Here is a 20,751-nt window from a genome sequence, read left to right on the forward strand (position 1 = left end):
GGCTCCCGACACGGAAACAAGGCCTGGCGGCATTAACTCCTGAAAATCTTCACATCTTCACGCGACGCCCCTTGGAAAGGGCGCGCCGGCGTGTCCGTCAAGGCGAAAACTCCCCGGTTTCGCCTGACGAATGGCGGCACTGTGCGACCGGCGGCGCCAGCGGCATGTGAATCACGCTCGTTATTTTTATGACGTACGTCAAATAAAACCGGCGGACAAAATGGTTTTGCCGAAAATGCATATACCTGCAGCAAGCGGAGATTCCCTTCCCCGCCATAAGTAAATGGATTCAGCTGCTCGAGAGTTTCATCAGCACCAGGCCGGAAACGATCAATACCGCTGCACCGATCCGCATCGGGCTGACCTGCTCGCCGAGAAACACGATGCCAACCACGAACGCCCCGACCGCGCCGATGCCGGTCCAGATCGTATAGGCGGTGCCCAGCGGCAGACTGCGCATGGCCACCGCCAGCAACCAGAAGCTGGCGATCATGCCGATGATGGTGACCACGGTGGGAGTGAGCTTGGTGAAGCCTTCGGACTGCTTCATGGACACGGCCCAGACGATTTCCAGCAGGCCGGCGAACAACAGATAGATCCAGGCCATGACGGCCCTCCTCTTGGTAGGGCCAGGCCGTCCTGGTCTTTGATTCCCGATGTGGGGGAGGTCGTTCCTCCTGGCCGGCATTCTAGCAACGGGGGCAGCCCCCGGCCGCCGCCGCCGGCAACGGGTTACAGCCGATTCAGTGCGCGAAGCTGGCGTCGATGGGCCTGCCTGCGCTAGAATGCGCGTCTGCCATCGGCCAGCCGATGTGCAGTCCGGCTGTGGTCTCCGGCGCGACGCGCGCTGCTTCCCCTGATCCGTGAACTGGCCGCCCAATGGGCGGCCGACGTCTCTATGGTGGCCCCGTCGGCCCCTCGCGACGCTAGGTCGAAAACCCCGCCAGGGCCGGAAGGCAGCAACGGTATCGATCGACGCGGGCGCCGAGGTCAGCCGGCGGGGCCACCGCCTTTTCTGCACTGGGGTCAGATCCCTTTGCCCGGCAAAGGGCTCTGACCCTTAAGCCGTTCGTACCAGGCAACACCCGCCGCTACCCTGCCTCTGGCGTGCCCTGGTGGAACACCATGCGCCATCCCTCCCCGTGCCGGCGCCACAGCGAACTGCGCAGCACCCAGCGTTGCGCCTGGCCATCGAGGTGATAGCGACTGCGATAGCGCACCTGGGCCAGGTCCTGCGACAGCAGCCAGATCGCGTACTGCTCCGATTCGATCTGCACCTGCGCACGCTCCAGCGGAATCTCCTCCAGCGCGGCCGCGCGGTCATAGCACCGGCCGGAGCTGCCGATCTCGCTGAATTCCTCATCCAGCAATGCCGCCAGTTGCTCGCGGCCGGCCCGCACGGTTGGCGCATGCAGTGCACGCTCCAGCGCCTCCAGTTCGGCAGCCAGCGCCGCGTCTGCGGGCTGGCCGGTACCACTCACGGCGGATCCTGGGCCAGCACGTGCGGCGCGGTCGGGCTCGCCAGCGGCACGCACTGCCCCGGCTGCGCCACGCGGTGCCCACGCGCGGCCAATGCCAGGCCATCGGCCGCGCTGGCGTAGTGGTACAGCATCATTCGCGCCTGCAGTTCGGCGCTGTACTCACGCTCCAGGTCGTCCACGCCGGTATGCGACGGATTGCCGTGCAGGCCGCAGTCGTGGGCGATCAGTTCGTTGTCGTTGGCGAAGCGGGCCAGCATCTCCGGAATCGGCCGGGTATCGCCGCTCCAGGTCAACGCGCCCTGCAGGCGCAGGCCATAGGCCGTCTCCGGCCAGTGATGGCGCACCGGAAACACTTCCAGGCGCACGCCCTCGTGCCAGAACGCCTCACCGACCACGATCAACTGGAAGGCATCCCAGAAGTTCGCACCGCCCTCGGCCAGCACGTTCGGGTAATCCCCGATGCGCTTGTGCAGCAGCGGCACCACCGTGGCAGGCACGTACAGGCGCACCTTGCCGCGCCGGTGCGCATTGAAGAAGGTATCCACGAACAGGCGCTCGAAGCCGGCCACGTGGTCCAGGTGCACATGGGTGACGAACAGCGCCTGCGGCATGTGCCCGTAGTGCGCCTTGAACGCGGTCAGGCCTTCACCACCACAATCGATGGTCAGCCACGGGCGCCCCTCCCGCTCGATCACCGACATCGGCGACCCCAGCTCGACCGCCGACGCATTGCCGACGCCGAGGAAACGCAACGACCAGTCCATCAGGTGCCCCGGTTCCAGGCCATGTCATAGGCGCGGCGCAGCCGCGCGTAGTCCTTCTGCACGTCTTCCACGCTGCGCTCGCCGCGCAGCTTGATCAGCGAGCGCAGCAGGCGCTTGAGGTTGCGCTCGCGCCAGGCGGTGGCCGGGATGCGGATCACGCCGCGATCGAAATCGATCAGCCAGCCATGGCCGCTGCCATCGAACAGGATGTTGTGCGCGTTGAGGTCGGCATGGTCCAGCCCGGCACGGTGGAAGCGGGCGATCAGGCGCCCGGTCTCCTCCCAGGGAGCACCCCGGCCGGCCACCAGTGCGCGGTCGGCCAGCGAGCGCACGCCCTCGATCCGCTCCATCAGGATCGCCGCCCGGTAGCGCAGGCCCTCGCGCATGTAGAAGGCCGCCAATGGTCGGGGCACCGGCAGCTTCTTCTCGCGCAGCGCGCGCATCAGCCGGAATTCGGCGAAGCTGCGGGTCCGGTCCGCACCGCGCCAGAGGTACTGGTCATGGCTGATACGGGCCGCCATGCCGCCGCGCAGGTAGTGGCGCAGCACGCTGGCACCGAACGGCGCATCGACGAACCAGGCACTGCCACGGCCGCCCTCGCCCACCGGCCGGGCCCTGCTGCCCCAGTGCTGGGGCGAGAACAGGCCGATCTCGGCTTGCCGCAGCCGCTCGCGGTCGAACAGAATGGCCCCGATGCCGCGACCCTCGCGGCATGGCGTCAGCGCTTCATTGGCGTCGAATGCGACCATTTCATTGAGTCTAACAACACATGGCATCAGCGTCCTCCTCCTTGTGCCTCCTGCGCCTGTCCGCACTTGGCGATGTCACCCACGTGGTGCCCCTGGTGCGTACCCTGCAGGCCGCGCGCCCGGACACGCCGATCCACTGGATCATCGACAAGGTCGGCCACAAGCTGCTCGACGGCCTGCCCGGCGTCACCTTCCATGCCTACGACAAGAAGAGCGGCATGGCCGGGGTCAAGGAACTGCGCAGGCAGCTGCCGCCGGGGCGCTTCGAAGCGCTGCTGCAGATGCAGGTCGCGTTCCGCGCCAACCTGCTGTCGGCCTTCATTCCGGCCGAGCGCCGCATCGGCTACGACCGCAGCCGCTCGAAGGACCTGCATGGGCTTTTCATCAACGAACGCATTCCCGACCGTCCCGGCATCCACGTGCTCGATGCCATCGGCAGCTTCTGCGAACCGCTGGGCCTGCGCCAGGCCGAGGTCAGCTGGGACCTGGCCGTGCCGCAGTCCGCATATGAGTGGGCCGCCGCGCAGTGGCAGGACGATGGTCGCCCGGTGCTGATGATCTCGCCCTGCTCCAGCCACGTGCGCCGTAACTGGTATGCCGACCGCTACGCCGCAGTGGCCAACCACGCGGTCACGCGCGGCTGGCAGGTGGTGCTGTGCGGTGGCCGCAGCGAACTGGAACGCAGCATGGCCGACGCCATCCAGGCACAGCTGCACACACCGGCACTGGACCTGGTCGGCAAGGACACGCTCAAGCAGCTGCCTGCCCTGCTGGCCCGCGCCAACCTGGTGATGACACCGGACTCGGGCCCGATGCACATCGCCAACGCGATGGGCGCCAAGGTGCTGGGCCTGCATGCGGCCAGCAATCCGAACCGCAGCGGTCCCTACTCGGACCGTCGCTACTGCGTGGACCGCTACGACGATGCTGCACGCAAGTACCTCGCCAAGCAGGCCACCGATCTGAAGTGGGGCACCAAGATCGAGTTCGACGATGTGATGGAACTGATCACCGTTGAAGACGGTATCGCTGCCTTCGAACGCTACGTCGCCGACCATCTGGGGTGAGCAGCGGGCTCCATCCACGCATGGCGTGGATCTACTGCATCGGCATCCCCGGGATTACGCGCGCTGCGCGTAATCCTGATACGACTTCTCTTCCACGTACGCCGAACCCAGCGCCAGGTTGATCGCCTTCTTGATGCGCGCGCGTTCGTCATTGCGCAGGTAGACGCTGCGCGCCAGGTCGATGAAGCCCTGGTCGAACGCCTGCGCCTTCTCCTTCAGTCGGATGTCGTCCTCGATATCCCACAGCTGCTCGTTGACCGCCTTCAGCTCGGCACGCAGCTTGGCGATGTCCTTCACCGCCGCCGGGTGCGCCATCCAGGTCTGCTCCAGCGCCGACAGCTCCCTGCGCACGTTGGCCAACTTGCCCTCGTCGCTGATGCGCTCGGACTTGATCTGCAGGATCGAGATCTTGTCCAGCAGCTCGCCGAAAGAAACGGGGACGAGGATTTCAGCGGTCATGGGGAAAGCTCCAGCAGGTGATGCAGGCAGTTTAACCCGCAGCTCGCGATGGAATGGGTAGATCCACGCCATGCGTGGATGGTTCAGCTCGGCAGGAACAGCATCCACGCATGGCGTGGATCTACTGATGCACCTGCCCCGACAGGGGCGGGGAGAGGCCGGCAAAGGGAGGGGCCCACGCGTTGCGCAGCAACGTGTGGGGCGACGCGCAAAGCGCGGCGCGTCCCGCGCCAGATAAAGAAAAAGGGCTGCCTTTCGGCAGCCCTTTTTCTTTATCTGGCGGAGAGGGGGGGATTCGAACCCCCGAGGCGCTATAAACGCCTGCCTGATTTCGAGTCAGGTACATTCAACCACTCTGCCACCTCTCCGGGTGGTCCCCGGCGGACCGGGGACGCGCATCATACGAGGAAGTGAGGCCGACGACAAGTCATTCCGGTCAACGAAGTGAAAATTTCCTGAGTGCATGCCTTGCCGGATGCCTGCAGCCCCCCGATGATGCCTGTCTCCCCAGCAATACCCCGCCCCCGCACACCATGATCGAATTCGGACACCTCACCCACCCCGGCCTGCGCCGCGAGCTCAACGAAGACACCTATTACGGTGACAGCGAGCTGGCCCTGTGGCTGGTGGCCGATGGCATGGGCGGCCACGCCTGCGGCGAGGTGGCCAGCGCGCTGGCCCGCGAAACCATCGTGCGCGAGATCCGCCGTGGCGCGCCGCTGGCCCACGCCATCCGTACCGCCGACGAAGAGATCATCCGCGCCTCGCGGCGGCGCAACGACACCCTGCCGATGGGCACCACCGTGGTCGCCGCACGCGTGCAGGGCAATCGCTATGAAGTGGCATGGGTCGGCGACAGCCGTGCCTATCTGTGGCGTGACGGCCAGCTGGCCCAGCTCAGCCAGGACCACAGCGTGGTGCAGGAGCTGGTCGCGCAGGGCAACCTGACTGCCGAGCAGGCACGCGCGCATCCGCATCGCAACGTGGTCACCCAGGCGCTGGGCGTGACCGATCCGGCACACCTGAACGTGGCCACCACCAGCGGTGAACTGCGCCCCGGCATGCAGCTGCTGCTGTGCAGTGACGGCCTGACCGAGGAAGTGGACGACCGCGGCATCGCCCGCACCCTGGCGTTCGAGGATGCAAGCGCGCAGGAATGCGTGGACACCCTTGTCGCCGCCGCGCTCGACGGCGGTGGCCGCGACAACATCAGCGTGATCCTGGTGCGCTGCCATTAACCCGTAGATCCACGCCATGCGTGGATGCGGCAGTGCCGGCCGCTGGCCGGCTCACCGGGAACCCGCGTATCACGCAGATGCCGGCCAGCGGCCGGCACTACCCCGGTGTATTACGCGCTGGCGGCTTCTTCCGCCTTCGGGCCATCCCACAATGCGTGGCCGGCCTTCTTGCGCAGCCGCTCCAGCCGCGCGGTATGCGCTTCCAGCTCCGACGGCGTCGCCACCACGCGCGGGCGCGGCAGCAGCTTGCTGGTATCGAAGGCCTGCAGCGCCGCACCGGCGCCACCGCCATCGTCATCGCCCAGACCGAAGCCGATTTCCTCCTGGCCCGAGGTCAGCGCGATATAGACGTCGCCCAGGATCTGCGCATCAAGCAGGCCGCCATGCAGTGCACGGTGCGAGTTGTCCACACCCAGCCGCTTGCACAGCGCATCCAGCGAATTGCGCTGGCCCGGGAAGCGCTCGCGCGCCATCACCAGGGTATCGATCACCGTGCAGCGGTCAGTGATCTTCCCGTACTGCGGGCCCAGCAGCGACAGCTCGTTGTCGAGGAAGCCGAGGTCGAATGCCGCGTTGTGGATGATCAGCTCGGCGCCATCGATGAACGCCAGGAACTCATCGGCGATCTGCGCGAAGTCCGGCTTGTCAGCCAGGAACTCCAGGGTCAGGCCGGTGACTTCCTGCGCGCCCTGTTCGAACTCGCAGTCCGGCTTGATGTACTGGTGGTAGTTGTTGCCGGTCGGGCGGCGCTTGAACAGCTCCACGCAGCCGATTTCAACGATGCGGTTGCCCTTCTTCCATTCCAGGCCGGTGGTTTCGGTATCGAGGATGATCTGACGCATGGGCTCAGTTTACCGGGCTCGAGTCGCGGATCTGGATGGCTGCGTTGCGCGCCAGGGTATCCACCCGCTCGTTGTCCGGGTCACCGGAGTGGCCCTTCACCCAGCGCCAGTCGATCTGGTGCCGCAGCGTCGCGGCATGCAGGCGCTCCCACAGTTCGCGGTTCTTCACCGGGTCGCCGCCGGCGGTCTTCCAGTTCTTGCGGATCCAGCCGGGCATCCACTGCGTCAGGCCCTGCCGCACATACTGCGAATCGGTATAGAGCACGATGTTGCACGGCTCGGTGAGCGTCTCCAGCCCGGAAATGGCCGCCATCAGCTCCATCCGGTTGTTGGTGGTGTGCGCTTCGCCGCCGCTCAGTTCACGTTCGTGGCCCTTGTAGCGCAGCAGCGCAGCCCAGCCGCCGGGGCCGGGATTGCCAAGGCAGGAACCGTCGGTGTGGATTTCGATGGTTTTCAATACAACTCCAGATCAGGTAGCAACGGTGCCGTGCCAACGCACCGGCAACGGTTTCGGCCCGGGCAGGGCCAGCGTGCGCTTTTCAGCATGGAACAGGCAGGCCGCACGCAGCGGCGCCCAACCGCCCGGGCGGCGGCTGCCGGCGCCGCGCCAGAGCGGGCCGAGGTAACGCATATCGTCGCACTCCAGCCCGTGGCGGCCGAGCAGCAGGCGGATCCGCTGTGGCGTGCGCACCACCAGTCCGTGCTGGCGCCAGTGCGTGCGGTAAGGGCTGAACGGGTTGAGGCTGCTCAGCCACAGGTGGCCACCCGGCATCAGTACGCGTTCGCACTCGTCCAGCAGCTGGTCGGCATCACCCGTGGTGACATGCTGCAGCACGACCGCGTTGACGCTCTCGTTCGCCAGCGGCAGCGGCAGCGCACAGCGGGTGTCACCGGCATAGCCCTGCCCCTGCCGGAACAGGCGAAGGCCACGCCCGCCCAGCTGCGCATCGTCCAGCCAGGCAGCACTCGGCGCGATCCACAGCCAGGGCTGCGTCGGCAGCACCGACAGCTGCGGCAGCAGCAACTGCCGCTCCAGCACGCGCAAGGACTCCGCCGGTTCACTGTCGAACCACGGGGTCTGGCTCGCTTGACGGGTGCTCTGCAGCGCGGGCATGGTCCAATTCTATGCGACTGACTGCCCTGCCCGCATTTGCGGACAACTACATCTGGACGTTGATCGACGACGCTGGCGCCGCCGTGGTCGTCGATCCCGGCGATGCCGCGCCGGTGCTTGCGCTGGCCGATCAGGGCCTGCGCGTGGACACGATCCTGCTCACCCACCACCACGATGACCACATCGGTGGCGTGCCCGCGCTGCAGGCACGTTTTCCCGGTGTACGGGTCATCGCGCCGGTCGAAGAGCGCATCCCCACGGCAACCGAGCGGGTCGGCGAAGGTGAACGCGTTCAGGCACTGGGCCGGACGTTCCACGTACTATCCGTGCCCGGGCATACCCGCAGCCACATCGCGTTTCACACTGCTGAACATCTTTTCAGCGGAGATTCGTTGTTCAGCCTGGGCTGTGGACGCCTGTTCGAAGGTACGCCGTCCCAGCTTCTGGCATCGATGCGCAAGCTGGGTACCTTGCCCGCGCAACTGCTGCTTTGTTGCGCCCATGAGTACACCGTGTCAAATGCCGTCTTCGCGCGGCATGTCGACCCCGCCAACGCTGCCTTGTGGCAGCGCCAAGAGGAGGCTTTGGCCATGCGCCGCGATGACCGTTCCACCCTGCCGGTAACCCTGGCCAACGAATTCGACTGCAATCCGTTCCTGCGTGTGCACACTGCGCCGATCCGCGCGGCAGTGTCGGCGCACCTGGGCCGCGACGTCGTTGACGACGTCGACGTCATGGCCGGCCTCCGGCACTGGAAAGACGGCTTCCGCGCATGATGCGCCGAAGTCTGCCGCTGGCCCTGGGCCTGGTCCTGGGGCTGGCCGGAACCGCCGGTGCCCAGTCGCTGGGCGCCGGCATCAGCCAGAACCTGACCGCCGCCGCGGCCCTGCCGCTGGATCCGGCCGCGTTGCCGGCCGCGTCGGTCCGCAATGGCCAGGAGATCTTCTCCAGCTTCCGCGACGGCCTGGCCGAGCCTACCTGCAACGCCGACGCCACCAGCCCGCGCTGGCAGAAGCAGTTCGCCCACGCCCCGTCGCGCCTGGCCAACCAGGATGACGATGCGCTGGTGCTGTTCGGCTACGTGGTCGAAGAGCTGCGCAAGGCCAACCTGCCTACCGAATTCGCACTGATTCCGTTCGTGGAAAGCGGCTATCGGCCCAACGCCCGCAACGGCAGCGGCCCGACCGGCCTGTGGCAGTTCATCGCCACCACCGCGCGCAACCACCGCGTGCCCATGGCCAACGGCTACGACGGCCGCCTGTCGGCGGTCGATTCGACCCAGGCTGCAGTGCGCTACCTGAAGACCCTGCACGGGATGTTCGGCGGCGACTGGCGCCTGGCCACCATGGCCTACAACGCTGGTGAGTACCGCGTGCTGCAGTCGCTGCGCAAGGCCGGCATGAATGCGCAGAACGCCAAGCCGTCGGCGCTGCCCGGCCTGTCGCCGGTCACCTACGCCTACGTCGAGAAGCTGCATGCCCTGGCCTGCGTGCTGGAAGACGTGGAAGACCAGCCGGGCGTGATGGCCTCGCTGGACCGCACCGTGCCGGTGCTGAAGGACCACACCCTGCCGGCTGGCACCAGCGTCCAGCAGTGGGCCGCACAGCGCGCCCTGGACCCGGCCAGGATCGCCCGCCTGAACCCTGCCCTGGCTGGGGGGGGTCGCGCCTCGTCGGGCACCACCCGCGTGCTGGCACCGGTCTCGGCCGCCAATGCGACTGTCGCGGAAGCAGCCACTGCGCTGGTCGCCAGCGCCGCACCGGCTGCCGCCGCCACGCCAACGCCGCAGGTCGCCAAGACCGTCGCCGCGATTGCTGATCGTCCGCGCAGCCGCCGCCACACCGTGCGTGATGGCGAGTCGGCCTGGACCATTGCCCGCCGCTACGGCATGCCGGTCAAGGCCCTGCTGTCGCTGAACGGCCTGAGCGGCAGCAGCGTGCTGAAGCCGGGCGCCGTGCTGCGCGTCGAAGACTGAGTCAGGCGCGGCACCACCGCGCCCTGCCCTGTTTCCTGTAGAGCCGAGCCCATGCTCGGCTTTTTCATGCCTGCGCCCAGCAGACGCAGTCGAGCATGGCTCGACGCTACAAAAGGCGGTCGAGCAAGCTCGACCACTACCAAAGCTCAAGCGCGCCACAAGCAAGGCGAAGGCACAAAAAAGGCCCGGCATTGCCGGGCCTTTTCGTACCTGCTGCCGGCGAGGCTTACAGGTTCGCTTCGGTGGTCTGGACCACGAACTTCTTGCGCATCGCCTCGATGTAGGCCTTGGCCGCGGCCATGCCGTCGATCTGGCTCAGCTGTTCCTTCAGCTGCTTCTGCTGCTCTGCAGTCACTTCCTTGATGTCGCCCGGATTGACCTTGTTCACCGCGAACAGCAGCGCGTGGCCATTGACGTCGACCTTGCCATAGCTCGGCTTGCCTTCGGCCGGCACTGGCGCACTGAAGATCGCGCGGTTGATTTCCGGGGTCGGCACCGGCTGGCTGCGCGGCAGGCCCGGCATCGGGCTCAGCTGCAGCTTCTCGCTGGCAGCCAGCGACTGCAGGGTGGCGCCCGCCTTCAGCTTGGCCAGAATGGCATCGGCGGCCTTGTCGCTGGCCTGGCGCTGGCGGTCAGCACGGATCGCGGCGATCACCTGCTCACGGGCCTTGTCCAGCGGCAGCGCCTGTTCCGGAGTGTGCGCAGCCACGCGGATGACCACGCTGTGGTTGGTCGCGCCACCCAGGGCGATCGGGTCGCTGGCGGTACCGTCCTGCACCAGCACGTCGGAGAACGCTGCACGCAGCACCGCCGGGTCAGCGGCAATGCCACTGGCGGTCGCGCGGGTGATCGGGCCCAGCGTCTGCAGCGGCAGGTTCACTTCCTTGGCCGCAGCGGCCAGGTCGCTCGGGCTCTTGTTGATGGCATCGACCAGGTGACCGGCCAGCTCGTTGAAGCCACGCTCACCGTCCGCCTTCAGCTGCTCGGCGGCCAGCGTGTCACGCACTTCCTCGAACGACTTGCCCTGGCCACCGCGCACAGCGGCCACCTTGATGATGTGGTAGCCGAACTCGGTTTTCACCGGGCCGATCACGTCACCGGCCTTGGCCGCAAACAGTGCGTCCTCGAACGGCTTCACCATCGCACCGCGCTCGACCCAGCCCAGGTCACCGCCCTGGTCCTTGGAGCCCGGATCTTCCGAATTGGCCTTGGCCAGCGCTCCGAAATCGGCACCGGCGGCCTTGGCTTCGGCAGCAATCTTGTTCGCCTTGGCTTCGGCGCCATCACCGGTGATCAGGATGTGTGAGGCCTGGCGCTGCTCCGGCGAGGTGAACTTCGCCTTCTCGTCTTCATAGCGCTTGCGCAGGGTCGCTTCATCGGCCGCGGTCGGTGCCGGCAGGTTCGCGCCGTTGATCTCGACGTACTCCAGCGACACGCTCTCGGCCTGGCGGAAATCCTTGCCGTGGCTGTCGTACCACTTCTTGATCTGCTCATCGGTGACCGGCGCGGTATCGGCCGGCACGGGCGGCAACGCGGCCAGCTCGACGTCGCGGGTTTCACCCAGCAGCTTCAACAGGCGCTCGGTCTCGGCCTGGGTGACGAAGCCGGAGCTCTGCAGGCCCGACGGGATCACCGACTGCTGCAGGCTCTCACGCACCAGTTCCTGGAACTGGGTCGGCGTACGCGGCGGGTTGCTGCCGGCCAGCGCCAGGCGATAGTTGTTCTCGTTGAACTTGCCGTTCGAATCGAGGAACGCCGGCATGGTCGCGATGTACTCGCGCACCGCACCGTCGCCGATCACCACGCCGGCCTGCTCACCGACCAGGCGCACGACCTGCTCGTCGATCAGCTGGTCGAGCACGGCCATCTTGTTCTCGGTGCTCTCGAACGCGCGCGGGTCGAAGTTGTCGCCCTGCTGCTGGCGCTCACGCATGCGCTCCTGCTCGAAACGCGTGCGGAAATCCTGCGAGCTGATCTCGTGATGCTGCCACAGCATGCGCACCGGCCACCACGACGGCGCCGAACGCCACCAGGTCGGCGGCGCGGAAACCTTGGCCACGTTCTGTGCGCCAACGCCACCGAGGTAGCTGTTGTCGATCACGAACAGGAACGGAATCATCAGCAGCCCCAGGATCACGGTGACGATCCAGCCTGAGGTCTTGTCGCGGAGTTTCTGCAGCATGGTGAGGAATCACAAGGCCTGATTGGCGAGCCCGGCAGTGTAACCCGCTTCGCCGCAGGGACCAAAAGCAGCACCGGCGTGGCCTGCGCCCATCTCCGCCGGCGATGCGCCACCCGCGGCATCGGCAACGTTCGGCGCGCCACAAAGAAAAAGCCCCCGGCTTGCGCCGAGGGCTTTTGAAGTTGGCGGAGCGGACGGGACTCGAACCCGCGACCTCCGGCGTGACAGGCCAGCATTCTAACCAGCTGAACTACCGCTCCGCGCTTGAACTTTGCAGGTGCCCAGTATATCCGAAGACTCTCTGGAAACCCAGCCCGATGAACACTTTTTTCAAAGTTTTTTCACAGGGACTTAAGAATTCTGCAATGGCGGAGCGGACGGGACTCGAACCCGCGACCTCCGGCGTGACAGGCCAGCATTCTAACCAGCTGAACTACCGCTCCGTTCTTGCAAAAACCTTTTCGTCTTCCTCCCGAACCTGTCGGTGAGAAGACAAGGCCCCCAGCTTTAGGCCGGGGGCCTCGATGTAATGGCGGAGCGGACGGGACTCGAACCCGCGACCTCCGGCGTGACAGGCCAGCATTCTAACCAGCTGAACTACCGCTCCGCGTTGTTGCTTTTTTTGCTTTCAGCCGGCCTGGACCGGGGAGAAAACAAAGCCTCCAGCTTTTGGCCGGAGGCCTCGTTGAATGGCGGAGCGGACGGGACTCGAACCCGCGACCTCCGGCGTGACAGGCCAGCATTCTAACCAGCTGAACTACCGCTCCACACTCAAACTTTTACCGCGGTGCTGTGGTGGGTGCTGAGGGTTTCGAACCCCCGACCCTCTCCGTGTAAAGGAGACGCTCTACCGCTGAGCTAAGCACCCCAGCGAGCCGCTTAGTTTACAGCATCCTTCAGGGCCTTACCAGCCTTGAACGACGGATTCTTCGAAGCAGCGATCTTGATGGTGTCGCCGGTCTTCGGGTTGCGGCCGGTGCGGGCAGCACGGTCGCGGACCTGGAAGGTACCGAAGCCAACCAGGGTGACCGCATCGCCGTCCTTCAGCGCCTTGGTGACGGCAGCAACGACGGCATCGACAGCGCGGCTGGACTCGGCCTTGGTCAGGTCTGCAGCTTCAGCAACGGCATCGATCAATTCGGTCTTGTTCATTCTCTACAACTCCTTTGGCGGTGGGTTCCGCTTATTCGACAGGGAAGCAACCGCACGCGCTCTGCATGCGGCCGCCATGTGGAAACGGTTCGCCGAATTCAGCGATCGCCAGACTGCGATCACTCATTCGCGAGTGCTGCTTTTATACCAGCGGCCCTACCCCCACGCAAGCTGGAAAGCCAGCAACGACGCGGGTTTCGGGCCATTGGACAGCGCGCGTCAATGCTTGACGCGCGCGTTTCCACTCGGTTTGGCCTTGCTGCGCACCGTGACACGTTGCGCACTCTTGCGCGCCTTCTTCGGTGCCAACGGACGCTCCAGCGCCAGGTCCAGGACTTCTTCGATGTACTTCACCGGCACGATCTCCAGATCGCGGGTGACGTTGGCCGGGATGTCGGCCAGGTCCTTGCGGTTCTCTTCCGGGATGATGACCGTGCGGATGCCGCCACGCAGTGCAGCCAGCAGCTTCTCCTTCAGGCCACCGATGGCGGTGACGCGACCACGCAGGGTGATCTCGCCGGTCATCGCCACATCGGCGCGCACCGGCACCTTGGTCAGCATCGACACCAGCGAGGTGACCATCGCCGCACCGGCACTCGGGCCGTCCTTCGGCGTGGCGCCATCGGGCACGTGCAGGTGCACGTCGTGCTTCTGCAGGAAGTCGCTGTCGATGCCGAAGCCGACCGCGCGCGAACGCACCACCGACAGCGCCGCCGACGCCGATTCCTTCATCACGTTGCCGAGCTGGCCGGTCAGGATCAGCTGGCCCTTGCCCGGCACCAGCGTCGATTCGATCTGCAGCAGATCGCCACCGACTTCGGTCCAGGCCAGGCCGGTGACCAGGCCGATCTCGTTCTCTTCCTCGGCACGGCCGAAGTCGAAACGACGCACGCCCAGGTACTTGTCCAGGTTCTTGCTGGACACGCTCACCAGCGCCTTGGACTTCTTCGCGCCCTTCTTCGCCTTCACCGGCTGCGGCCCGGCCAGCGCGATCTCCTTCACCACCTTGCGGCAGATCTTGGCGATCTCGCGTTCCAGGTTGCGCACGCCCGATTCGCGCGTGTAGTAGCGCACGATGTCCTGGATCGCATCACTGCCGATCTCCAGCTCTTCCGGCTGCAGGCCGTTGGCCTTGATCTGCTTCGGCACCAGGTAGCGGGTGGCGATGTTGAGCTTCTCGTCCTCGGTGTAGCCGGGGATGCGGATCACTTCCATGCGGTCCAGCAGCGGGCCCGGAATGTTGAGCGAGTTCGAGGTGGCCACGAACATCACTTCGGACAGGTCCAGGTCCACTTCCAGGTAGTGGTCGTTGAACGCGTTGTTCTGCTCCGGATCGAGCACTTCCAGCAGCGCCGAAGACGGATCGCCACGGAAGTCCATCGACATCTTGTCGATCTCATCGAGCACGAACAGCGGGTTCTTGCTGCCGACCTTGTTGAGGTTCTGCACGATGCGGCCCGGCATCGAACCGACGTAGGTACGACGGTGGCCACGGATCTCGGCCTCGTCGCGTACGCCGCCCAGCGACATGCGCACGAACTTGCGGTTGGTGGCCTTGGCGATGGACTGGCCGAGCGAAGTCTTGCCCACGCCCGGCGGACCGACCAGGCACAGGATCGGACCCTTCATCTGCTTCACGCGCGACTGCACCGCCAGGTATTCAAGGATGCGTTCCTTGACCTTCTCCAGGCCGTAGTGATCGGCATCGAGGGTGTCCTGCGCGGCCTTCAGGTCCTTGCGCACCTTGCTGCGCTTCTTCCACGGCACCCCCAGCAACCACTCCAGGTAGTTGCGCACGACGGCCGCTTCAGCCGACATCGGCGACATCTGCTTGAGCTTGTTCAGTTCGTTGCGCGCCTTGGCTTCAACGGCCTTCGGCATGCCGGCTTCGGCGATCTTGCGGGCCAGTTCTTCCAGTTCACCCGGCGCGTCATCCAGGTCACCCAGTTCCTTCTGGATGGCCTTCATCTGTTCGTTGAGGTAGTACTCGCGCTGGCTCTTCTCCATCTGCGACTTCACGCGGCCGCGGATGCGCTTCTCCATCTGCTGCACGTCGATCTCGCCATCGACCAGGCCGACCAGCATCTCCAGGCGATCGCTCACGGCCAGCGTTTCCAGCAGGCGCTGCTTGTCGGCCAGGCGCACGCTGATGTGCGCGGCGATGGTGTCGGCCAGGCGCGCCGGCTCATCGATGCCCGACAGCGTCTGCAGCAGTTCCGGCGGCAACTTGCGGTTGGTCTTCACGTACTGCTCGAACAGCGACATCAGCGAGCGGGCGATCGCCTCGACCTCGCGCGCTCCGCGCTCATCGCTGGCGTCGATCTCCACGGCCTGGCCGTGCAGCGAGCCGTTGCGCTCGTCGACGTGGGTGACCTGCACGCGCGACAGGCCTTCGACCAGCACCTTGATGGTGCCGTCGGGCAGCTTCAGCAGCTGCAGCACCTGCGCCAGCGTACCGACCTGGTAGAGGTCGGCCGCATGCGGGTCGTCGGTCTCGGCCGACTTCTGCGCCAGCAGCAGGATGCGCTTGTCCGCTTCCATTGCCTGTTCGAGCGCGTGCATGGACTTGTCACGGCCGACGAACAGCGGGATGACCATGTGCGGGAACACCACTACGTCGCGCAGCGGCAGGACCGGCAGGTCGAGGGTTTCACTTGGGGAACGGGCCATGGGGGCTCCAGGGAAGGGGAAAACCGCCTCCGGGAGGGCATCTTCCGGAGACAAAAAAAGCCGATGGCCCCGTTATGGGGCCATCGGCTTTCAGATGCAAGGCATTCCTTGAAAATCCTTTCCAATCAACAACCTGGAAGGATCACTCGGCGCCTGCGGCCTTCTGTTCAGGGGCCGCCGGGGTCTGGTAGATCAGGTACGGCTCGGACTTGTGCTCGATCACCGACTCGTCCACCACCACCTTGCTGACGTTTTCCTGCGACGGCAGGTCGTACATGGTGTCCAGCAGGACCGATTCGACGATGGTGCGCAGGCCACGGGCACCGGTCTTGCGCTTGAGCGCCTTCCTGGCGATGGCCGACAACGCGTCCGGACGGAACTCCAGCTCGACGTTCTCCATCTCGAACAGCTTCTTGAACTGCTTGGTGATGGCGTTCTTCGGCTCGGTCAGGATCTTGATCAGGGCCGGCTCGTCCAGCTCCTCCAGGGTCGCCACCACCGGCAGGCGGCCGACGAACTCGGGAATCAGGCCGAACTTGATCAGGTCTTCCGGCTCGACTTCAGCCAGCACCTTGCCCACTTCCTGCTTGCGCTCGCTGCTCTTCACCTTGGCGCCGAAGCCGATGCTGCCGACGTCGGTGGAACGGGCCTGGATCACCTTGTCCAGCCCGGCGAACGCGCCGCCGCAGATGAACAGGATGTTCTTGGTGTCCACCTGCAGGAATTCCTGCTGCGGGTGCTTGCGGCCGCCCTGCGGCGGAACGCTGGCCACGGTGCCTTCGATCAGCTTCAGCAGGGCCTGCTGCACGCCTTCGCCGGACACATCGCGGGTGATCGACGGGTTCTCGCTCTTGCGCGAGATCTTGTCGATTTCATCGATGTAGACGATGCCCTGCTGCGCCTTCTCGACGTCGTAGTCGCACTTCTGCAGCAGCTTCTGGATGATGTTCTCCACGTCCTCGCCCACGTAACCGGCTTCGGTCAGCGTGGTGGCGTCGGCCATGGTGAACGGCACGTTGAGCAGGCGGGCCAGGGTCTCGGCCAGCAGCGTCTTGCCCGAACCGGTCGGGCCGACCAGCAGGATGTTCGACTTCGCCAGTTCGACGTCGTCGTTCTTCTGCCGGCTCTCGATGCGCTTGTAGTGGTTGTACACGGCCACGGCCAAGGTGCGCTTGGCGCGGTTCTGGCCGATCACGTACTGGTCGAGGACCTCGAGGATCTCGCGCGGCTTGGGCAGCGAACTGCGCGCCGACTGCGCCTTTTCCTCGAGTTCCTCACGGATGATGTCGTTGCACAGCTCCACGCACTCATCGCAGATGAATACGCTCGGACCCGCAATCAGCTTGCGCACTTCATGCTGGCTCTTGCCGCAGAAAGAGCAGTAGAGGATCTTGCCGGTGTCCGTGGAACGACCTTGGCGGTCTTCGCTCATGCTTCGCTTACCCAGTTACCCCACCCGCTGAACGGGGGTTCGATTCGAGAATAGCACAGGGCCGAGGGGACGCCAGTCCCGCCCGACCCTGCAGGAACGGGGCCTCCATGGCCCCGTGAAGGCCGGTCAACCGGCCTGGATCGACTCATCCGGACGACGCTCCAGGACCTGGTCGACCAGACCGTAGGCCTGCGCCTCGAAGGCGCTCTTGAAGTTGTCGCGCTCGGTGTCGCGGGCGATCGTCTCCAGCGACTGGCCGGTGTGCTTGGCCAGCACCTCGTTCAGGCGCGAACGCAGGGTCAGGATCTCGCGCGCGTGGATGTCGATGTCGGTGGCCTGGCCCTGGTAGCCACCCAGCGGCTGATGGATCATCACGCGCGAATTCGGCAGCGCATAGCGCTTGCCGGCTTCGCCCGCGGCCAGCAGCAGGGCGCCCATCGAGGCGGCCTGGCCGATGCAGGTGGTGCTCACATTCGGCTTGATGTACTGCATGGTGTCGTAGATCGCCATGCCGGCGGTGACCACGCCACCCGGCGAGTTGATGTAGATGTTGATGTCCTTTTCCGGGTTTTCCGATTCCAGGAACAGCAACTGCGCCACCACCACATTGGCCATGTGATCGTCGATCGGGCCCACGAGGAAGATCAGGCGCTCCTTCAACAGGCGCGAATAGATGTCGTAGGCACGCTCGCCGCGGCTGGTCTGCTCGACCACCATCGGAACCAGGTTCAGGGCTTTGGTTCGGTTGTCCATTACGTGAGGTACCTATCTTGGGGGGCAACAACCCCGCGCCGGCAAAGGCGCGGGGCATCCGGTGATCCGCCCGGGATTACTGGCGGATCGCGTCCTGGAACGACAGCTTCTCTTCGGTGTGCTGGGCACGCTCGGCGATCCAGTCGATCACCTGCTCTTCCATCACGCGGTTCTGCAGGCCAGACATCAGCTGGGGGTCGTTGCGGTACATCTCAATGACCTGTTCCGGCTCTTCGTAGGTCGAAGCGATCAGACGCATCGTTTCGTTCAGGCGCTTGGCTTCCAGGCGCAGGTCGTTGATGCGGGCCACTTCACCGACCAGCAGGCCGACCAGTACGCGCTTGGCGGCGGCGTCCTTGAAACCTTCATGGGCATCTGCCGGGATTTCGCCGACGTTCTGGCCATTGCGGCGGATCTGCTCGACCTGCTGGGCCAGCATGGCGCGGGCTTCGTTCTCGACCAGGCGCGGCGGCATTTCCACCGAGGCGTAGGCGGCGATCAGCTGCTCGCCCACTTCACGGCGCAGGCGGTTCATCAGCGCGCCCTTCAGCTCGCGCTCCAGGTTGGCGCGGATGTCGCTGCGGAACTGCTCGACGTCGCCGCCCTTCACGCCGAAGCTCTTGATGAAGGCTTCGTCGACCGCCGGCACGACCGGCTCGGACACTTCGGCGACCTTGACGGTGACCTGCACGGTCTTGCCGGCCAGCACCGGCACGCGCCAGTCAGCCGGGAACTCGACGTCCAGGGTCTTTTCTTCGCCCTTGGCCAGGCCGACCAGGCCCTTTTCAATGGTGTCGAACATCATGCCCTGGCCGAGCACGATCGAACCCTTCTCGGTGCCTTCGGCCGGCAGGCGCTCTTCGCCGGCCTGCGACCAGGTTTCCACCGCGACCAGGTCACCGTCCTGCGCGCCACGGCTGACCGGGGCCCAGGTACGACGCTGGTTCTGCAGGTTCTCGATCATCTGGTCGATGTCGGCGTCGGTGATCTCGGCGCTGTGGCGCACGACGGTCAGCTTGCTGACGTCGATGTCGCCGAAGTCCGGCACCACTTCCACGGTGGCCACGAAGGAGAACTCACCCTCGTCGCCCTTGTCGATGCGCGGGCTGCCGACGATGCGCAGGTCGTGCTCGCGCACGGCGGCATCGAAGGTCTCGCGCAGCAGGCCGTCCAGCGCCTCGCCACGGACCTGCGCGCCGAAGCGCTGCTCGATCACCTTGGCCGGCACCTTGCCCGGACGGAAACCCTTGATGCGGGTGGTGCGGGCGATTTCGCCCAGGCGGCCGACGATGTGGCTCTGCAGACGCTCTTCCGGCAGCGAGAAGCTCAGGCGGCGTTCCAGGTTGCCGGTGGATTCGATCGAAGCTTGCATGTTAACTCCTGCCACCGGTGGCCCAGGCCCCCGGCTCGATGATTGGGATGAAACGGTTGTAAGGACACGACGTCTGGGACGCGCCTGCTTGCCGCAGCCCTTTAGTTTCGCCCAATTCGGCCTGCACTGCCAGCGCGTGCCGGTCAAGGGGGCGCCGATGGCCCGATCAGGGCGGGGACAGGCCGGCACTGGTGCGAAAGGGGGGACTCGAACCCCCACGCCTTGCGGCACTGGAACCTAAATCCAGGGCGTCTACCAATTCCGCCACTTTCGCGTGGCCGGCACAGGAGTTCATTGTCGCAGGCGGCGACTGGAATCGGAAGGCCTGCACAAAGCTGAATCCACTGCGCTCCGCGCCATCACTGCGTCGCAGCCACCCCGGCGGGCGCGCGGCCCGCCGGGGCGGTTGCGGCTTACTGCTGCGGGACGGCGCGGGCCGGTGCCACGCCTGCGCCTGAGTCGACGGCCGCATCCACCTTCCGGACCTCCACGCCCCCATCGTCGGTACGACGCAGGGCCACCGACTCCGGCGCAGCCTTGCGCACATCCACCGAACCGTCCGCATTGCGCTGCATGTCCACCGCGTCGGGCAGGACCTCCCCTTCCGCAGGCTGGGCCGGCTGCATCTGCATGGCGTCACCGACCGGGCGCGCCGGAATGCTCTCCGCGCTCGCATCGCGCTCGACGGTCTGCGCGGGATCATTGCCCGGCGTGCAGGCCGCCAGTGCCATCAACGCGAAGGGAACCCACAGCGTGCGGTGCAATCGAGTGATCTCAGCCATCAACATCTTCCTTCGTGCATGCGCCATCGGCGCGGAAGATCCATTGGGTGCGATGCAGGACGCGATGCGGTGAGAAGCAGCGCACAGCATTGAAAACACTGATGACGCGTATGCCCCTGATTTCAGCACCGCTTCAGTAGATCCACGCCATGCGTGGATGACGCTCAACCCGGCGCGCAGACAAGAAAAAAGCCACTTGGCGAACCAAGTGGGAAGCTGCCGCGCATTCGCGCCGCAGCCCCGCGCTTTGCGCGGCAAAGCGCGGGCCCCACTTCATCAGCCCCCACATCCCCTCGGCTTCGCCGCGCCCCCTTGACTCAAGGGGGCTCCACACCAGCCAGCGCACTGACATCCGCACGCTCAACCCGGCGCGCAGACAAGAAAAAAGCCACTTGGCGAACCAAGTGGGAAGCTGCCGCGCATTCGCGCCGCAGCCCCACGCTTTGCGCGGCAAAGCGCGGGCCCCACTTCATCAGCCCCCACATCCCCGCGGCTTCGCCGCGCCCCCTTGACTCAAGGGGGCTCCACACCAGCCAGCGCACTGACATCCGCACGCTCAACCCGGCGCGCAGACAAGAAAAAAGCCACTTGGCGAACCAAGTGGGAAGCTGCCGCGCATTCGCGCCGCAGCCCCACGCTTTGCGCGGCAAAGCGCGGGCCCCACTTCATCAGCCCCCACATCCCCGCGGCTTCGCCGCGCCCCCTTGACTCAAGGGGAC

The 20,751-nt window shown here is 65.7% G+C and carries 19 protein-coding genes, 7 tRNA genes and 1 other RNA gene; 5 read left to right on the forward strand and 22 right to left on the reverse strand.

Annotated elements, in window-relative coordinates; translation table 11 throughout:
• Window positions 1–289: 289 nt before the first annotated feature.
• Window positions 290–607, reverse strand: a complete 318-nt coding sequence (gene sugE / locus DFO63_RS14165; protein ID WP_010483859.1) for a quaternary ammonium compound efflux SMR transporter SugE — start codon at window positions 605–607, stop codon at window positions 290–292.
• Between the two features lie 300 nt (window positions 608–907).
• Here sugE and ffs point away from each other — a divergent pair.
• An RNA gene (gene ffs, locus DFO63_RS14170) (signal recognition particle sRNA small type) lies at window positions 908–1,004 on the forward strand.
• A gap of 87 nt (window positions 1,005–1,091) precedes the next feature.
• Here ffs and DFO63_RS14175 read toward each other — a convergent pair.
• From DFO63_RS14175 to DFO63_RS14185, 3 genes are read right to left on the reverse strand one after another with little or no spacing between them, the layout of a single operon-like run.
• Entirely contained in the window at window positions 1,092–1,481 is a 390-nt protein-coding gene (locus DFO63_RS14175) for a DUF4440 domain-containing protein (RefSeq protein WP_049446659.1), read from the reverse strand.
• A complete protein-coding gene (locus tag DFO63_RS14180) occupies window positions 1,478–2,245 on the reverse strand; it encodes an MBL fold metallo-hydrolase (RefSeq protein WP_049446661.1) in 768 nt (255 codons plus the stop codon). Before DFO63_RS14180 ends, DFO63_RS14175 begins: the two co-directional genes overlap by 4 nt.
• Window positions 2,245–2,994 carry a 3-deoxy-D-manno-octulosonic acid kinase gene (locus DFO63_RS14185; protein ID WP_049446664.1) on the reverse strand — a complete coding sequence of 250 codons (750 nt, stop codon included), beginning with the start codon at window positions 2,992–2,994 and terminating at the stop codon, window positions 2,245–2,247. The genes DFO63_RS14180 and DFO63_RS14185 overlap by 1 nt, the downstream gene beginning before the upstream one ends.
• A gap of 20 nt (window positions 2,995–3,014) precedes the next feature.
• Between DFO63_RS14185 and DFO63_RS14190 the strand changes: the two genes are divergently transcribed.
• Complete coding sequence (locus tag DFO63_RS14190; protein ID WP_049446665.1) at window positions 3,015–4,061, forward strand: glycosyltransferase family 9 protein; 1,047 nt, start codon at window positions 3,015–3,017, stop codon at window positions 4,059–4,061.
• Between the two features lie 54 nt (window positions 4,062–4,115).
• On the opposite strand, the gene DFO63_RS14195 is transcribed toward DFO63_RS14190, so the two are convergent.
• Together DFO63_RS14195 and DFO63_RS14200 are read right to left on the reverse strand one after the other, a co-directional pair.
• Window positions 4,116–4,520 carry a DUF6165 family protein gene (locus DFO63_RS14195; RefSeq protein ID WP_049446667.1) on the reverse strand — a complete coding sequence of 135 codons (405 nt, stop codon included), beginning with the start codon at window positions 4,518–4,520 and terminating at the stop codon, window positions 4,116–4,118.
• 277 nt (window positions 4,521–4,797) lie between these two features.
• Window positions 4,798–4,888, reverse strand: a tRNA-Ser gene (locus DFO63_RS14200).
• A 165-nt stretch (window positions 4,889–5,053) separates the two neighbouring features.
• On the opposite strand from DFO63_RS14200, the gene DFO63_RS14205 reads away from it, so the two are divergent.
• Complete coding sequence (locus DFO63_RS14205) at window positions 5,054–5,758, forward strand: PP2C family serine/threonine-protein phosphatase (RefSeq protein ID WP_049446668.1); 705 nt, start codon at window positions 5,054–5,056, stop codon at window positions 5,756–5,758.
• 110 nt (window positions 5,759–5,868) lie between these two features.
• Here the strand turns inward: DFO63_RS14205 and dnaQ are convergent, their stop codons facing one another.
• The 3 genes from dnaQ to DFO63_RS14220 are packed head-to-tail and all read right to left on the reverse strand — an operon-like array spanning window position 5,869 to window position 7,714.
• Window positions 5,869–6,600: a DNA polymerase III subunit epsilon gene (gene dnaQ, locus DFO63_RS14210; RefSeq protein ID WP_049446670.1), complete on the reverse strand. Its 732-nt coding sequence runs from the start codon at window positions 6,598–6,600 to the stop codon at window positions 5,869–5,871.
• Window positions 6,601–6,604: 4 nt separating this feature from the next.
• Window positions 6,605–7,057, reverse strand: a complete 453-nt coding sequence (rnhA, locus tag DFO63_RS14215; RefSeq protein WP_014036151.1) for a ribonuclease HI — start codon at window positions 7,055–7,057, stop codon at window positions 6,605–6,607.
• A 12-nt stretch (window positions 7,058–7,069) separates the two neighbouring features.
• A complete protein-coding gene (locus DFO63_RS14220; protein WP_049446672.1) occupies window positions 7,070–7,714 on the reverse strand; it encodes a methyltransferase domain-containing protein in 645 nt (214 codons plus the stop codon).
• Between the two features lie 11 nt (window positions 7,715–7,725).
• Here DFO63_RS14220 and gloB point away from each other — a divergent pair, with 11 nt between their 5' ends.
• Window positions 7,726–8,490, forward strand: coding sequence for a hydroxyacylglutathione hydrolase (gloB, locus tag DFO63_RS14225; protein ID WP_049446674.1), 765 nt, complete (start codon window positions 7,726–7,728; stop codon window positions 8,488–8,490).
• The gene (locus tag DFO63_RS14230; protein ID WP_101765001.1) at window positions 8,487–9,689 is read left to right on the forward strand and encodes a lytic transglycosylase domain-containing protein; all 1,203 of its coding nucleotides are present in this window, start codon (window positions 8,487–8,489) and stop codon (window positions 9,687–9,689) included. Before gloB ends, DFO63_RS14230 begins: the two co-directional genes overlap by 4 nt.
• 226 nt (window positions 9,690–9,915) lie before the next feature.
• On the opposite strand, the gene DFO63_RS14235 is transcribed toward DFO63_RS14230, so the two are convergent.
• The 13 genes from DFO63_RS14235 to DFO63_RS14295 form a co-directional block, all read right to left on the reverse strand.
• Complete coding sequence (locus tag DFO63_RS14235; RefSeq protein ID WP_049446681.1) at window positions 9,916–11,871, reverse strand: peptidyl-prolyl cis-trans isomerase; 1,956 nt, start codon at window positions 11,869–11,871, stop codon at window positions 9,916–9,918.
• Window positions 11,872–12,054: 183 nt separating this feature from the next.
• Window positions 12,055–12,131, reverse strand: a tRNA-Asp gene (locus tag DFO63_RS14240).
• A gap of 106 nt (window positions 12,132–12,237) precedes the next feature.
• Window positions 12,238–12,314: transfer RNA gene (locus tag DFO63_RS14245), tRNA-Asp, on the reverse strand.
• A gap of 87 nt (window positions 12,315–12,401) precedes the next feature.
• A tRNA-Asp gene (locus DFO63_RS14250) sits at window positions 12,402–12,478 on the reverse strand.
• A gap of 83 nt (window positions 12,479–12,561) precedes the next feature.
• A tRNA-Asp gene (locus tag DFO63_RS14255) sits at window positions 12,562–12,638 on the reverse strand.
• A 26-nt stretch (window positions 12,639–12,664) separates the two neighbouring features.
• Window positions 12,665–12,739: transfer RNA gene (locus tag DFO63_RS14260), tRNA-Val, on the reverse strand.
• Window positions 12,740–12,750: 11 nt separating this feature from the next.
• Entirely contained in the window at window positions 12,751–13,023 is a 273-nt protein-coding gene (locus DFO63_RS14265; RefSeq protein ID WP_004146343.1) for an HU family DNA-binding protein, read from the reverse strand.
• 219 nt (window positions 13,024–13,242) lie between these two features.
• On the reverse strand, window positions 13,243–15,693 hold the full coding sequence (gene lon / locus DFO63_RS14270; RefSeq protein ID WP_101765000.1) for an endopeptidase La: 2,451 nt from the start codon (window positions 15,691–15,693) through the stop codon (window positions 13,243–13,245).
• A gap of 142 nt (window positions 15,694–15,835) precedes the next feature.
• Window positions 15,836–17,125 (reverse strand): ATP-dependent Clp protease ATP-binding subunit ClpX, encoded by a 1,290-nt coding sequence (gene clpX, locus DFO63_RS14275; RefSeq protein WP_004154600.1) that lies wholly within the window; start codon window positions 17,123–17,125, stop codon window positions 15,836–15,838.
• 126 nt (window positions 17,126–17,251) lie between these two features.
• The gene (gene clpP / locus DFO63_RS14280; protein WP_004146318.1) at window positions 17,252–17,878 is read right to left on the reverse strand and encodes an ATP-dependent Clp endopeptidase proteolytic subunit ClpP; all 627 of its coding nucleotides are present in this window, start codon (window positions 17,876–17,878) and stop codon (window positions 17,252–17,254) included.
• 76 nt (window positions 17,879–17,954) lie between these two features.
• Window positions 17,955–19,250 (reverse strand): trigger factor, encoded by a 1,296-nt coding sequence (tig, locus tag DFO63_RS14285; RefSeq protein WP_014036145.1) that lies wholly within the window; start codon window positions 19,248–19,250, stop codon window positions 17,955–17,957.
• A gap of 189 nt (window positions 19,251–19,439) precedes the next feature.
• A tRNA-Leu gene (locus DFO63_RS14290) sits at window positions 19,440–19,524 on the reverse strand.
• A gap of 139 nt (window positions 19,525–19,663) precedes the next feature.
• Complete coding sequence (locus DFO63_RS14295) at window positions 19,664–20,032, reverse strand: hypothetical protein (protein WP_119007235.1); 369 nt, start codon at window positions 20,030–20,032, stop codon at window positions 19,664–19,666.
• Window positions 20,033–20,751: the final 719 nt, after the last annotated feature.

The sequence above is a fragment of the Stenotrophomonas sp. AG209 genome (assembly GCF_003550055.1).
Classification (GTDB): Bacteria; Pseudomonadota; Gammaproteobacteria; order Xanthomonadales; family Xanthomonadaceae; genus Stenotrophomonas.